The following is a 13616-nucleotide window of genomic DNA, read 5'->3' as shown; positions in this document are numbered from 1 at the left end:
CATGAACGGGTCATGCTGATCGAGTAGCCCGCGCAGCGGGCGTATCGAGATCCACCAGCGTCAGAACAGGAGTCTGCAGACCCGCATGAAAGGGCCGCCGCCGGGTCCTTCTCGGGCGCTCAGTCGGCGGCGAGCGCCCCGCGGCGGATCTTGCCCGCGTCGTCGCGCAGCGGTGAGCGCTGGAGCCGCAGAGCCCGCGGCGCCCGCGAGCCGAGGCGCTCGCGCGCGAAGGCGAGCAGCTCCTCCTCCGTCACGTCGCTCTCCGCGATGTCCACCACCGACTCCACCGCCTGGCCGAGCTCCGCGTCCGCGACGCCGAAGGCGACCGCGCCGCGGACCGCCGGGTGCTCCTCCAGCACCCTCTCGATCTCGGCCGGGTAGACGTTCACCCCGCCGCGCAGGATCAGGTCGTCCGCCCGGTCCAGCACCGTCAGGTAGCCGTCCGCATCGACGGAGCCGAGGTCGCCGAGGGTGTCCCAGCCGTCGTCGGTCCGCTTCGACTCCCCGCCGAGGTAGCGGTAGGTCGGCTCCCCACGGCGCATCTGCACGAGCCCCGGCTCGCCGACCGCGCACTCCGACCCGTCCGACCGCAGCACCCGCAGCTCCGTGCCGCCGATCGGGCGGCCGACGCTCCCGGGCCGCTCGAGCCACTCGTCGCCGCGGATCATCGTCAGCCCGTTCGACTCGCTGCCCGCGTAGACCTCGACGACCCGCTCGGCGCCGAGCCACTCGATCAGCGCGCGCTTGTCCGCGGGCGGGCACGGCGAGCCGAGGTGCAGCACCGTCTCGAGCGAGGAGACGTCCACGTCCCGGTGCCCGGGCGTCCGCAGCAGCCGGTGGATCATCGTCGGCACCAGCAGCGCCCAGGTCACCCGGTGCTCCGCGATCGCCGCGAGCACCCGCGCCTCGTCGAAGCGCGGCAGGACCACCAGCCGCTGCCCGGTCAGCAGCCCGCGGAAGGCGTAGGTGAAGGTCGCGGAGTGGGTGAGCGGCCCGGCCACGAGCTGCACCCCCTCCCGAGGCAGGAAGGCCGCGACCGGCTGCGAGGGATCCATCAGCGCGGGCGCCGCCGCGAGCACGATCTTCGGCCGCCCGGTGCTGCCGGAGGAGGCGGGCGCCTTCCACGACGCAGCCCAGATGTCGGGCAGCTCGTCGTCCGGCAGCGCCGGGTCGGGCTCGAAGCCGGCGGGGACGAACGGCACGCCGTCGAGCTCGACCCCGATGCTCAGCGAGGGCCGCCCGAGCGCGCCCACCTCGGCGAGCTCCCGCGCCGACAGCCCGCGCGACAGCGGCTGCGGCGTCGCGCCCGCCTTCCAGATCGCCGCGCAGGCGAGCACCAGCTCGGCGCTGTTCGGCAGCGAGACCGCGACGAGCGAGTCCGGAGTGACGCCGAGCGCCGCGTACGCGCGCGCGAGCCGGTTGGAGGCCCGGTCCAGGGCGCCCGCGGTCAGGGTCGCGTCATCGGCGACGACCACGACGCGCTCGGGGTCCTGCTCGGCGAGCGCCGAGAAGCAGCGCGAGAACGACCGGCGCATCACACGCCCACGGATCGGCGGCCGAGGTGAGCCCGGTACAGCGCCTCGTGACTCGCGGCGACGTCGTCCCAGGAGTGCGAGAACGCGAGGTCCCGCCCGGCCCCGGGCTCCGGCGCCTCCCCCGCGAGCGCCGCGGCGAGCGCCTCCCGGATCCCCGCCACGTCGCTCCCGTACGCCACCGTCTCCCCGAACACCTCTCGCAGCACCGGCAGATCACGCGCGACGACCGGCACCCCCGCGGCGAGCGCCTCCATCGCCGCCAGCCCGAAGCCCTCCTTGGTCGAGACGAAGCCGAGCACCGCCGCACCCGCGACGAGTGACGCGAGCCGCTCCTCCGGCACCGTGCCGAGCACGACCGGCGTCACCCCCCGCTCGGCCGCCCGGCGCTCGAACTCCTCGCGGTAGCCCCGGTAGTCGAAGAGCGTCTCCCCGCCGCCGAAGACCAGCGACGCGCCCGGCGCGAGCCCCGCGAACGCCTCCAGCAGGTCGATGCTGCCCTTCCGCGGCTCGATGCCGCCCAGCGCGAGCACGTAGCGGCCGAGCTCGGCCCGCCACTCCCCCGCCGAGTCGCCGTCGGCCGCGGCGGCGAACCGCGCGGCGTCGACGCCGTTCGGAATCACCGCCGGCGAGCGCCCCCAGCCCGTCGTCACCTCGTCGGCGACGGCCCGCGACACCGCGAGCAGCCCGGCCGGTCCGGTGATCGCGCGCTCGTGGCAGGCGATCAGCGCCGGCGTCGTGAAGGCGTCCAGGTGGTGCACCGTGCGGAGCAGTCCGCCGGCCCCCGCGAAGCCCGCGTCGAGCGCCGCGTTGGCCGAGATGCAGTCCTGTGCGTGCACGACGTCCCACTCCCCGCCGTCCTCCCCCAGCGCCACCGCGAGCGCGTCGAGCGAGCGGACGATCCGGTCTCCGACGTCCTCCCCGTCGCGCGCCGCGAACGGCACGACCCGGACGGCCACCGCGCGGTCGACCGCGCGGAAGAAGGCGGAGTCGCCGCCGCGGCCGAGCGTCCAGACGGTCACCTCGTGCCCGCGCCGGGCCAGCGCCTCCGAGAGCGCGAGCGTGTGCACCACGCCGCCCCGGGGCTTCGTGGAGTAGGTCAGCTGCGCGATCCGCACGGGGTCTCCTTCGGGCGGGGCGGCACCCGCACGGGCGGGCGGCACCGGTCGGTCGGTCGGTCCCGCGGCTCAGCCGGTGGGAGCCGCGCGGTGGTACGCGTGCTCGGCGCGGTCGCGCAGGTGGTCCATGCTGCGGCGGGCGCGGGCGACGGAGGCGGAGACGTCGTCGGTCGCGACGGCCAGCCCGCCCTTCGCCCAGGTCTTCGCGAGGATCTCGCCGGCCGGGTCGACGACCTTCGCCTGCCCGAGGAAGCGGAGCCCGCCGAGCACGCCGGTCTGGTTGGAGGAGACCAGATACACCTGGTTCTCCGCGGCGCGCGCGCAGTCGTAGAGGTCGAACAGGTGCGCCTGGCGGTCGTTCCGGATCCGGTCGGAGCGGTCGGTGACGCTGGCCGGCCAGGCGCTGAGGCAGCAGAGGATCTCGGCCCCGTCGAGGGCGAGGGAGCGCGCCGACTCCGGGAAGGTCTTGTCGAAGTCGATCATCATCCCGATCCGCCCCACGGCGGTGTCGAAGGAGCAGAAGGAGTCGCCGGCCGCGTACGCCTCCGACTCGCCCAGCGGCAGGTGCACCTTCCGGTGCGTCCCGATCACCTTGCCGCCCTGCACGCAGACCGCCGAGTTGTAGCGCCGCACCTCGCCGCCCTCGAGCGCGCGCTCCGCGATGCCGAAGCAGACGGTGGTGTCGCCCGCCATCGCCGCGACGGCCGCGACCTCCGGACCGTCGACCTCCACGGCCTGCGGCAGGTCGTCGGGGCCGGGGTGGTGCATGTCGAGGAGGTAGCCGCCGAGGGTCGCGTCCGGCAGCACCAGCAGGTCGATCCCGCGCTCCTGCGCGCTCGCGATCATGCCGGGCAGCTTGACGAGGGTGCGCTCGATGTCGCGGCCGAAGTGCGCCGCGACCGCGGCCATCGTGATCGTCGACATGGTCCTTCTCTCCCGCCCTCTGCAGGCGGACGGTGCGGCAGGGCGGACAGGAAGCCGTCGCCCTCCGCTGCCCCGCGCGGCCGGACGGCGCGCTCGGGGCGAGCACGTGGCCGTCACCGTACCGCGGCGCCCTCGAGCCGGTCCAACCGCGCGCCGCCGAGCAGTTGCTGCACCACGTGCTCCGCATCCCGCGCGATCGCCTCGAAGCGACCGGAGCCCCAGGTGTTCAGCCAGGGCAGCCCGAGGAAGTGCAGCCCGGGCACGGCGGTCGCGCCGCGCCGGTGGGTGGGGTGCCCCGCGCCGTCGAAGACGCCGATCTGCATCCAGGAGTAGTCGGCCCGGAAGCCGACCGCCCAGACGATGCTCGTGATCCCGGCGGCCGCCAGGTCGAGCTCCTCGATCTCGCGCTCCGGCCGCCAGACCGGCGCGTACCGGGCCTCGGTCGGCGCCTGGATGCCCGAGCGCTCGATGTAGGCGTCGATGTCGTTCTTGATCGACTCCGCCACCGAGTCCGCGTAGTCGAGCGACGCCTCCGCCGTCGGCGCGAAGCGGAGCGACGCACCGTCGACCTGCTGCAGCCGGCCGTAGAGCGTCATCCCGTCCCGCGCGAACGCGCGCAGATCGATGTCGCGGCCGCCGCCGCGCCCGGTGACGTAGTGGTTGGTCGACTCCCGCTTGGAGAGCCCGCCGACCTGCGCGTGGACGGGCACGTCGTAGACGCCCATGTCGGCGAGCCAGGCCACGCAGTCGCGCCCGCGGTAGAAGCGGGCGACCCGCGGAGCGGTGCCCAGCGCCAGGTGCACGTCGCGCCCCTCGAGGAAGAAATCCTCCGCGATCTGCGCGCCGGACTGGCCGGAGCCGACCACGAGCACCCCGCCCTCGGGCAGCGCCGCGGCCGAGCGGTAGTCCGCCGAGTGCAGCTGGACGATCGCGTCCGGGATGCGGTGCGCGACCGTCGGCAGCACCGGCCGGTGGTAGCCGCCGGTGGCGACGACGACCTGGTCCGCCGTGATCGTGCCGCGCGAGGTGACGATCTCGAAGGCCCCGTCGGCGCCCTCGCGCAGCCGCAGCACCTCGGTGTCCTCGGCCACCGGCGCGCCGAACGACTCGGCGTAGCGCCGCACCCAGGCGTGCACCTCGTCGCGGGTCATGAAGCCGTCCGGGTCGTCGCCGTCGTAGGGGTAGCCGGGCAGCCGGCACTGCCAGTTCGGCGTGACCAGGGTGAAGTTGTCCCAGCGGCGGTCGATCCAGTCGTGCGCGATGGTGTCGCGCTCGATCACGAGGTGCTCGATCCCCTGGTCCGTGAGCAGGCGGCTGATCGACAGCCCGGCCTGGCCGGCGCCGATCACGGCGACCGGGAGGTGCCGGCCGCTCTCGAGCGCGGTCACGCGCGCATCCCCTGCCCGGACGCGGGGACGGAGGACGGAGGCAGCGGCGGATCCATCGCCAGCACCCGCACCCGCCCGCCGTCGAAGCGCGCGGCGGCCGCGAGGATCTCCGACTCCTGCTGCAGCGCGGAGGTGCAGGCGAAGCCGAACTTCGCGCGCACCCGCTCGCTCGCCAGCCGCAGCGCCTCGGTCGAGCGCCCGACGAAGTCCTCGAGCGGGTAGCTCTCGCCCTCGGCGAGGTAGTCGTGCATCACCAGGCTCGGCGAGTAGCAGCGCTCCTCGACGCCGTCCGGCCAGCGGACGTGGAAGGTCATCTCAGGCATGGACCAGCCCTCCGCTCCAGACGCGGTCGATGTCGTAGGCGTCCGGCCGGCGGTCGCGGAGGTGGAACATCCCGCCGCGCATCGCCTCGAAGGTGCCGCGCACGTCGATGTCGGCGACCGCCATGCCCGAGCCGAGCAGCGTCGTCGCGAGGATGTTGCCGCCCGGATCGACGACCTTCGCGTTGCCCACGTAGCGCAGCGACCCGAAGGTGCCGGACTGGTTCGACGCCAGCCAGAACACCTGGTTGTCCAGCGCCCGGGCGATGTCGAACTGGTTGAAGCGGTAGGTCCAGCGGTCCTCCTGCAGGTTCTCCGCCGTCGCCGTCCGCGCGGCCGGCCAGGCGGAGAGCGAGGCGATGATCTCCGCCCCGTCCAGCGCCATCGAGCGGGCCGCCTCCGGGAAGGCCTTGTCGTAGCAGATCTGCAGCCCGACCCGGCCGACCGGGGTCTCGAAGACCGAGTAGCCGGGTCCGGGCGAGTACGACATGTGCTCGCCGAGCGGCTGGTGCACCTTGCGGTAGCTGCCGTAGATCTGCCCGCCGTCGAGCAGGGCGGCCGCGTTGTAGCGGGTCTCGCCGTCCGCGTCGAGCTCGCAGAAGCCGATCGCGACCAGCAGGTCGCCGGCGATCTCCTGCACCCGGCGCAGCTCCGGCCCGTCCAGCGCGATCGCCGGGGGCATCGAGCGGGTGGTCGTCTTGACGGTGTCGCCGTGGTTGCCGAGGGAGGAGAGGTAGCCGCCGATCGCGGCCTCGGGCAGGACGAGGAACTCGACCCGCTTCTCGCGGGCCTCCTCGGCCAGCGCGGCGATGAGCGCGTAGTTCTGATCGAGGTCGCGGGTGAAGTTCGCCGCGACCGATCCGACGACGGTCATGGCGTCGGCCTAGAGGTTGTAGGTCGAGTTGATGATGGCGCCCTTGCGGGCGTAGTGGATGACGGCGTCCTGGACGTCGAGCGGGTGGCAGGGGATGGTGCCCTCGATCAGGTCCTCCTCGCGCAGACCGTGCAGCGCCATGCCGAAGCGGCAGACGAAGACGCGGTTGCCCTCGTCGATGAAGGTCTTCAGAGCGTCGTTGATGTTCTGCTCTCCGGGGAAGCCGGAGTCGCCGACGGTCGGGAAGCCGCGGGTCGCCATCGCGTTGATCGTGCCGGGGCCGTAGAAGTAGACGGCCGACTCGAAGCCCTTGCGAGCCGCGCGGGTCGCCTGCAGGATCGCGACGAAGCTGACCGAGGACTCGTGCGCGATGCCGTGCACGAGCGTGAAGTAGGACTGGCCGGGCTCGGCCTGGTAGTCGGGGAAGACCTTGGTGGAGCCGTAGAGGTTGCTGCCCTTGGGCAGCGAGGGGTGCGCGATCTCGGAGCGCGACTTCTCGATGTTCGCGCTGATCTGCTCCTCGATCGAGGCCTGGTCGTCGCTGCTGTGGTCGGCGGGGGTGGTCTGGTCGTCGGTCATGAGAACCTCCGGGGTTCGGTGAGGAGCGCGCCGGGCGGGGCGCGAGCGAGTGGTGCAGGGACAGGAGTGCCGGGTGGAACGGGCGGTGCTGTGATGCAGAGGCCGGCGTCGCTCGAGCGGGACAGACGACGAGCGGAGCGACGGGGCCGGGTCGGGTGCGTTCGTCCCGACTGCGTCCAGTCAAGGCCGCTCGTGTTTCGAAGTGGTTTCGGCCAGAAGAAGCCTGCGTGACGCCGGGGACGAGTCCGGACACCCGCCGGATGTAACACGATCGCGTTCCCGATGTCATCGCTCCGAAACACCGCGTTGACCTAATGGAGGCTCACGACGTCGGACTCCGCCGTCGCGCACCGCTCGACTCGACACTCCGAGGAGCACCATGACCGATCTGCAGACGCCCCGCTTCCGCACCGCCGATCCCGCCCCCGTCTCCCCCGCCGACTCCGACGCCGCCGGCTCCTGCGCCGCCGACGCCTGCGGCTCGGCGCCCGTCCGGCGCACCGGCTCCTCCGCCCTGCGCACCCGCGTCGACATCGCCCTGCAGGGCATCCGCGTCGACGCCCCCGTGCACCGCGAGGCCGGCGCCGGCCCGAGCGACGACGGGCACGTGATGCTCGGCGGCCTCGGCGCCGCCATCCCCGTGAACCCGAAGAGCCCCTACGCCGTCACCAACGGCCGGCTCCTCCTCGACGGCGCCGACATCGGCCTCGACGTCGCGCCGGTGAAGCGCCCGCGCTTCTACGACCTCAGCACCGCCGACGGCGTCTCCTACGAGAAGATCGCCCGCCTGCACGGCCGGAACATCCTGGCCACCACCGTCGTGCAGACCTGCATGCGCTACGACGAGGCCGAGCGCTGCCGCTTCTGCGCGATCGAGGCCTCGCTCGCCAACGACTCCACCATCGCCGTGAAGACCCCCGCGCAGCTCGCCGAGGTCGCCGAGGCCGCCGCCCGGCTGGACGGCATCCGCCAGATGGTGATGACCACCGGCACCTCGAAGGGCCGTGACCGCGGCGCCCGGCACCTGGCCCGCTGCGTCCGCGCGGTGCTGCAGGCCGTCCCCGGCCTGCCGATCCAGGTGCAGTGCGAGCCGCCCGAGGACCTCGCCGCCCTGCAGGAGCTGAAGGACGCCGGCGCCCTCTCGATCGGCATCCACATCGAGTCGATGGACGACGACATCCGCCGCCGCTGGACCCCCGGCAAGGCGCGCGTCTCGACCGCGAAGTACTGGGAGGCCTGGGACGAGGCGGTGCGGATCTTCGGCCGCAACCAGGTCTCGACGTACCTCCTCGTCGGCCTGGGCGAGGACCCGGACGAGCTGGTCGCCAGCGCCGGCGAGCTGATCGAGCGCGGGATCTACCCGTTCGTGGTGCCGTTCCGGCCGCTCAAGGGCACGCTGGCGACGGAGGTGGACCACGTCCTGCCGCCGGCCGGCTCGCTGCTGGAGAAGGTCAGCGAGCAGGTCGCCGCGCTGCTGATCGCCGCCGGGATGCTCTCCTCCGGGCAGAAGGCGGGCTGCGCGGCCTGCGGTGCCTGCGGTGTGCTGAAGACCGCCGGCGCCTGATGGAGCTCTCGATCCTCGAAGGGGTCCGGGCGGTCGCGCCGGCCGCCCGCGACGCCTTCGTGGTCGTGGTCGCGGACCCGGCCGAGGTGTCCGCGTACCGCGCGCTGCGCCGCGAGGTCTTCGTCGGCGAGCAGGGCCTCTTCGACGCCGACGACCGCGATGCGCTCGACGAGGATCCGCGCACCGTCGTGCTGGTCGCCCGCTCGGCCGACGGCGTGCTCGGCGGCGTGCGGATCGCGCCCGCGCTCGAGCAGGACCTCGGCTGGTGGACCGGCAGTCGGCTGGTCGTCCGCCGCAGTGCCCGCGGCGGCGCCGGGATCGGGGCCGCTCTGGTCCGGGCCGCCTGCGCCGAGGCCGAGGCGCGCGGCGTGCTCCGCTTCGAGGCGACGGTGCAGACGCAGAACGAGGTGCTCTTCCGCCGGCTCGGCTGGGACCGGCTCGGCGCCGTCGAGGTCGCGGGGACTCCCCACGTGCGGATGCGCTGGCCGATCGACCGGTTCGACCGCCTCGCGCGCGGTGCGAAGGCCGCGCTCGGTCCGCTGCTCGACGCCTTCGCCGGGCAGCTCGGCGGACCGGGCTTCCGCGGCGACGACGGCGCGCCCGTCCCCGGCTCCGACCTCGTCGCCGTCTGCGACGCGATCGTCCCCTCGATGGTCGAGCGCGACCCGGAGTGGGCGGGCTGGTGCTCGGTGCTCGTCAACGTCAACGACCTCACCGCGATGGGCGCGGACCCGGTCGGCCTGCTCGACGCGGTCGGCGCGCGCGACGCCTCCTTCGCCGCGCGCATCCTCCGCGGCCTGCGCGCGGGCTCCGAGGCCTGGGGCGTCCCGCTGCTCGGCGGGCACACCCAGCTCGGCGTCCCGGCTGCACTCTCCGTCACCGGCCTCGGCCGCACCGCGCGGCCGGTCCCGGGCAGCGCTCCGGTCGGGCACGAGCTGAGCCTCACCGCGGACCTCGCGGGCAGCTGGCGCCCGGGCTACGCCGGCCTGCAGTGGGACTCGACCTCGGAGCGCCCGCCGGAGGTGCTCCGCGCCCTCGCGGGGAGCATCGGCGCCGGCGCGCCCGACGGCGCGAAGGACGTCAGCATGGCGGGCCTCGTCGGCACCGTCGGCATGCTCGCCGAGGCGTCCGGCGCGGGCGCCGACATCGAGGTCGCCGCGATCCCCCGCCCGGCCGCCGCGGGCCTCGCCGACTGGCTCTCCTGCTTCCCCGGCTTCGCGATGCTCACCGCCGACCGCACCGGCGCCTCCCGCATGGGAACGCCGCACACGACGACCGCCGCCATCGGCCGCGTCGTCCCCGGCGAGGGCGTGACCCTCCGCTGGCCCGACGGCGAGACCACCCCGGCGATCACCTCCGCCGTCACCCGCCTCGGCGCCGCCTGATGCTGGTCGAGTAGCCCCGCAGGGGCGTATCGAGACCCACCGTCACCAGCAGGGCGGATCTGCAGACTCCCGTTCTGACGGCGGTGGATCTCGATACGCCCGCTTCACGGGCTACTCGATCAGCAGGGATCCGCCCTCATCTGATGTTGTGCGGAGCGTTCCGTTTGAGCCGCCCCGGCACGGGTACCGGAGGTCTGCACGCGCGTCCGCGACCCCTGCGGACGCCTCCGACCGAGAGGTGACCGTGACCATCGACACCGCGACCCCCGCCGCCGGCACGACCGGCACCACCGCCGACCTCGCCGCCGGCGCGGTCTCCCGCGCCCGCGCCGCCTTCCCCGCCTGGGCCGCCACCGCGCCCGCCGAGCGCGGCGCCCTGCTGCGCGCCGCCGCCCACCGCGTGGCCGCCCGCGAGCAGGAGCTCGCCGATCTCAACACCGAGGAGACCGGCAAGCCCGCCGGCGACGCCCTCGGCGGCGTCCGCGCCGGCGTCGACACCCTGCTGCAGTACGCCGAGCTCGGCCCCCTGCACCGCGGGAAGAGCCTGCGCGGCGGTGCTCTCAACGTCGACCTCGCCCTGCCGCACCCGCGCGGCGTCGTCCTCGCGCTCACCCCCTGGAACGACCCGGTCGCCGTGGCCGCCGGCATGCTCGGCGCCGCGATCGTCTCCGGCGACGTCGTCGTGCACAAGCCCAGCGAGCGCAGCCCCGGCACGGGCGCCCTCTTCACCCGCCTGCTCGCCGACGCCCTGCCCGAGGGCGTGCTGACCCTCGTCGAGGGCGACGGCGCCGTGGGCGACGCCCTGGCCCGCACCGACGGCGTCGACGTCCTCGCGCACGTCGGCTCGACCGCCACCGGCCGCGCCCTGGCCCGGATCGCCGCCGTCACCGGCGCGCACACCATCCTCGAGAACGGGGGCAACGACGCGCTCGTCGTCGACCGCGACGTCGACCCGGTCTGGGCCGCCGAGCAGGCCGCCCTGGGCGCCTTCGCCAACGCGGGCCAGATCTGCACCTCCGTCGAGCGGATCTACGTGCACCGCGACATCGCCGAGGCCTTCACCGCCGCGCTGGTCGTCGAGGCCGAGCGCTGGCGCGACGGCCCGCTCCCCCGCCTGGTCGACGCCCGGATGCGCGACGCCGTGCACGAGCACGTCACCTCCGCCGTCCGCGACGGCGCCCGCGTCCTCACCGGCGGCGAGCCCGGCGACGGCACCTTCTACCCCGCCACCGTCCTCGCCGACTGCACCGACGAGATGCTGGTGATGACGGAGGAGACCTTCGGCCCCGTCGCCCCCGTCCTCGTCGTCGACGACTTCGACGAGGCGCTCACCCGCGCCGCCGCCGGCCCGTACGGCCTCGCCGCCACGGTGCTGACCGCCGACATGGAGCACGCGCACCGCGCCGCGGCGACCCTCCCGGTCGGCACCGTCAAGATCAACGGCGTCTTCGGCGGCGCCCCCGGCGGCAGCGCCCAGCCGCGCGGGACCAGCGGCTCGGGCTTCGGCTACGGCCCGGAGCTGCTCGACGAGATGACCACGACCACCGTCGTGCACTTCGGCCTCCCCGTCCTGCCCGGCGGCGCGCGATGAGCCTCGAGGGCTCCGCGCTCCAGCGGGCGAGCGCGCTGGTCGCGCACGTGCGCGAGCGGCCGCCGGTCGTCGCGGTCGTCGGCGACCTCATCCTCGACTCCTGGTGGCTGGGCGAGGCGGAGCGGGTGACCCGTGAGGCCCCCGCTCCGGTGCTGCGCCTCGAGGACGTCGTCGACGTCGCCGGCGGCGCGGCCAACACCGCGGCGAACCTCTGTGCGCTGGGCGCCGTGGTCCGCACGGTCGGAGTCGCGGGCCGCGACCCCGAGGGCGACCGCCTCCTCGCCGCGCTCGAGCGCGCGGGCCTGGACACCGGCGCGATCGTCCGCAGCGACGCCGCCACCACCATCAAGACCCGGGTCGTCGGCGGCGACAGCGTGATGCTGCGCGTCGACTCCGGTCCGCACCGCCCGTCCGACCCCGAGCTGGCCGAGCTCGCCGAGGCCGCCGTCCGCGCGGCCGACGGCGCCGACGCCGTGCTCGTCTGCGACTACGGCTCCGGGATCCTCCGCGAGGCCGTCGAGCGGGTGCTCGCCGTGCAGCGCCCCGGCCTCCTCGTGATCGACGCGCACGAGCTCGCCGACTGGGCCTTCGCGGCCCCGGACCTGGTCACCCCGAACGCGAAGGAGGCGGAGCGCCTCCTCGGCACCCCGCTCGGCCGCGGCAGCGAGCGCGCCGCCGCCGTCCGCGCCGCGGCCGAGAGGCTCCGCGAGCGCTCCGGCGCCCGCCACGTCGTGGTCACCCTCGACCGCGACGGCTCGACCGCGCTCGACGCCGACGGCACCGTCTCCCGCACCTTCGCGCAGCCCGCGGAGGAGAAGCAGGCCTCGGGCGCCGGCGACACCTTCGCGGCCACCGCGACCCTCGCGCTCGCCGCCGGCCGCTCGCTCGCGACCGCCGTCGACCTCGCGCAGGCCGCCGCCGACGTCGTCGTCCAGCGCCCGGGCACCTCCGTCTGCACCGCGGACGACCTGCTCGCCTCGCTCGCCGCCCCCGGCGCCGTCGTGCTCGGCGAGGACGGACTGGTCGAGGTGCTCGCCGAGGAGGCCCGCCGCGGCCGCCGCATCGTCTTCACCAACGGCTGCTTCGACGTGCTGCACCGCGGCCACACCGCGTACCTCCGCCAGGCGCGCGAGCTCGGCGATGTGCTGGTCGTCGCCGTCAACGACGACGACTCCGTCCGCCGGCTGAAAGGCGAGGGCCGCCCGATCAACCCCGAGGGCGACCGCGCCGGCGTCATCGCCGAGCTGGGCTGCGTCGACTACGTCACGCTCTTCAGCGGCGACACCCCGATCCCGCTGCTCGAGCGCGTGCAGCCCGACGTCTACGTGAAGGGCGGCGACTACGCCCCCGACATGCTCGCGGAGGCGGTGGTCGTCCGCTCCTACGGCGGCACCGTCACCACCGTGGGCTACGTCTCCGAGCACTCGACGACCGAGATGGTGCAGCGCATCCGATCGTCGTCGGCGCCGTGAGCAGCCGGCGCTGGTCGGGGCTCTGGGGCCGCGACCTGCCTCCGGAGACCCCGGCCGTCGACGTCCTGATCCCGACGGTCGGCCGCTCGGCGGAGCTGGCGGCGACCCTCGCGGGCCTCGCGGCGCAGGACGATCCGCCGTTCCGCGTGGTCGTCAGCGACCAGTCCGACACCGCGGTGACCGAGACCGATCCGACCGTCGTCTCGATGCTGCGGATCCTCGCCGCGCAGGGCCGCGCCCCGCTCGTCCGCCGGCACCTCCCCCGGCGCGGCCTCGCGGAGCAGCGGCACTACCTGCTCTCGCTCGCGACGGCGCCGGCGGTGCTCTACCTCGACGACGACGTCTGGCTCGAGCCGGGCACCCTGGCGCGGCTGCACGAGGCGCTCGGGCGCCTGGACTGCGGCTTCGTCGGCTCGGCGGTGCAAGGGCTGTCCTACCTGGGCGACGAGCGGCCGCACGAGCAGACCGCGTTCGAGCCCTGGGACGACCGGGTGCAGCCCGAGCGGATCCGGCGCGGGACGCCGGAGTTCGAGCGCTGGCCGCTGCACAACGCCGCGAACCTCACCCACGTCGCCGCCCGCCTCGACGTCCCGGAGGGCGCCTGGCGCGCCTACCGCGTCGCCTGGCTCGGGGCGTGCGTGCTCTACCGTCGCGAGGCGCTCGTCGCCTGCGGCGGCTTCGACTTCTGGGAGCAGCTGCCCCCGGAGCACAGCGGCGAGGACGTCGCCGCGCAGTGGCGCGTCATGGAGCGCTTCGGCGGCGCGGGGCTCGTCCCCAGCGGTGCCGTGCACCTCGAGACGCCCACGACGGTCACCGACCGGCGCGTGGACGCCTTCGACCGGCTCTTCACCGAAGAGCACCAGCACTGA

12 protein-coding genes are annotated in these 13616 nt (G+C 74.7%); 5 read left to right on the top strand and 7 right to left on the bottom strand.

Annotation, left to right across the window (positions count from 1 at the left end):
* Nucleotides 1-119 precede the first annotated feature (119 nt).
* The 7 genes from HRK28_RS13105 to HRK28_RS13075 form a co-directional block, all read right to left on the bottom strand.
* Nucleotides 120-1535, bottom strand: a complete 1416-nt coding sequence (locus HRK28_RS13105) for an AMP-binding protein (protein WP_173251871.1) — start codon at nucleotides 1533-1535, stop codon at nucleotides 120-122.
* Nucleotides 1535-2650, bottom strand: coding sequence for an MSMEG_0565 family glycosyltransferase (locus tag HRK28_RS13100; RefSeq protein ID WP_173251870.1), 1116 nt, complete (start codon nucleotides 2648-2650; stop codon nucleotides 1535-1537). The genes HRK28_RS13105 and HRK28_RS13100 overlap by 1 nt, the downstream gene beginning before the upstream one ends.
* 69 nt (nucleotides 2651-2719) lie before the next feature.
* Nucleotides 2720-3574, bottom strand: coding sequence for a carbon-nitrogen hydrolase family protein (locus HRK28_RS13095; RefSeq protein WP_173251869.1), 855 nt, complete (start codon nucleotides 3572-3574; stop codon nucleotides 2720-2722).
* Between the two features lie 113 nt (nucleotides 3575-3687).
* A complete protein-coding gene (locus HRK28_RS13090) occupies nucleotides 3688-4962 on the bottom strand; it encodes an MSMEG_0569 family flavin-dependent oxidoreductase (protein ID WP_173251868.1) in 1275 nt (424 codons plus the stop codon).
* The gene (locus HRK28_RS13085; RefSeq protein ID WP_160090341.1) at nucleotides 4959-5285 is read right to left on the bottom strand and encodes an MSMEG_0570 family nitrogen starvation response protein; all 327 of its coding nucleotides are present in this window, start codon (nucleotides 5283-5285) and stop codon (nucleotides 4959-4961) included. Before HRK28_RS13085 ends, HRK28_RS13090 begins: the two co-directional genes overlap by 4 nt.
* Complete coding sequence (locus HRK28_RS13080) at nucleotides 5278-6156, bottom strand: carbon-nitrogen hydrolase family protein (RefSeq protein WP_123447958.1); 879 nt, start codon at nucleotides 6154-6156, stop codon at nucleotides 5278-5280. Before HRK28_RS13080 ends, HRK28_RS13085 begins: the two co-directional genes overlap by 8 nt.
* A 9-nt stretch (nucleotides 6157-6165) precedes the next feature.
* Nucleotides 6166-6735 (bottom strand): MSMEG_0572/Sll0783 family nitrogen starvation response protein, encoded by a 570-nt coding sequence (locus HRK28_RS13075; RefSeq protein ID WP_160090342.1) that lies wholly within the window; start codon nucleotides 6733-6735, stop codon nucleotides 6166-6168.
* A gap of 379 nt (nucleotides 6736-7114) precedes the next feature.
* Between HRK28_RS13075 and HRK28_RS13070 the strand changes: the two genes are divergently transcribed.
* The 5 genes from HRK28_RS13070 to HRK28_RS13050 all read left to right on the top strand — a co-directional run bounded on the left by HRK28_RS13070 (nucleotide 7115) and on the right by HRK28_RS13050 (nucleotide 13616).
* Nucleotides 7115-8299, top strand: a complete 1185-nt coding sequence (locus tag HRK28_RS13070) for an MSMEG_0568 family radical SAM protein (RefSeq protein ID WP_173251867.1) — start codon at nucleotides 7115-7117, stop codon at nucleotides 8297-8299.
* Complete coding sequence (locus HRK28_RS13065; protein WP_173251866.1) at nucleotides 8299-9684, top strand: MSMEG_0567/sll0787 family protein; 1386 nt, start codon at nucleotides 8299-8301, stop codon at nucleotides 9682-9684. The genes HRK28_RS13070 and HRK28_RS13065 overlap by 1 nt, the downstream gene beginning before the upstream one ends.
* A gap of 250 nt (nucleotides 9685-9934) precedes the next feature.
* The gene (locus tag HRK28_RS13060; protein ID WP_367948430.1) at nucleotides 9935-11275 is read left to right on the top strand and encodes an aldehyde dehydrogenase; all 1341 of its coding nucleotides are present in this window, start codon (nucleotides 9935-9937) and stop codon (nucleotides 11273-11275) included.
* Entirely contained in the window at nucleotides 11272-12747 is a 1476-nt protein-coding gene (gene rfaE2 / locus HRK28_RS13055) for a D-glycero-beta-D-manno-heptose 1-phosphate adenylyltransferase (protein ID WP_160090346.1), read from the top strand. Before HRK28_RS13060 ends, rfaE2 begins: the two co-directional genes overlap by 4 nt.
* On the top strand, nucleotides 12744-13616 hold the full coding sequence (locus HRK28_RS13050; protein ID WP_367948417.1) for a glycosyltransferase family 2 protein: 873 nt from the start codon (nucleotides 12744-12746) through the stop codon (nucleotides 13614-13616). The genes rfaE2 and HRK28_RS13050 overlap by 4 nt, the downstream gene beginning before the upstream one ends.

The sequence above is a fragment of the Rathayibacter sp. VKM Ac-2835 genome (assembly GCF_013266705.1).
Taxonomy (GTDB): domain Bacteria; phylum Actinomycetota; class Actinomycetes; order Actinomycetales; family Microbacteriaceae; genus Rathayibacter.
The sequence above is the reverse complement of the archived record's forward strand: the minus strand, read 5'-3'. Positions and strand labels throughout refer to the sequence as shown.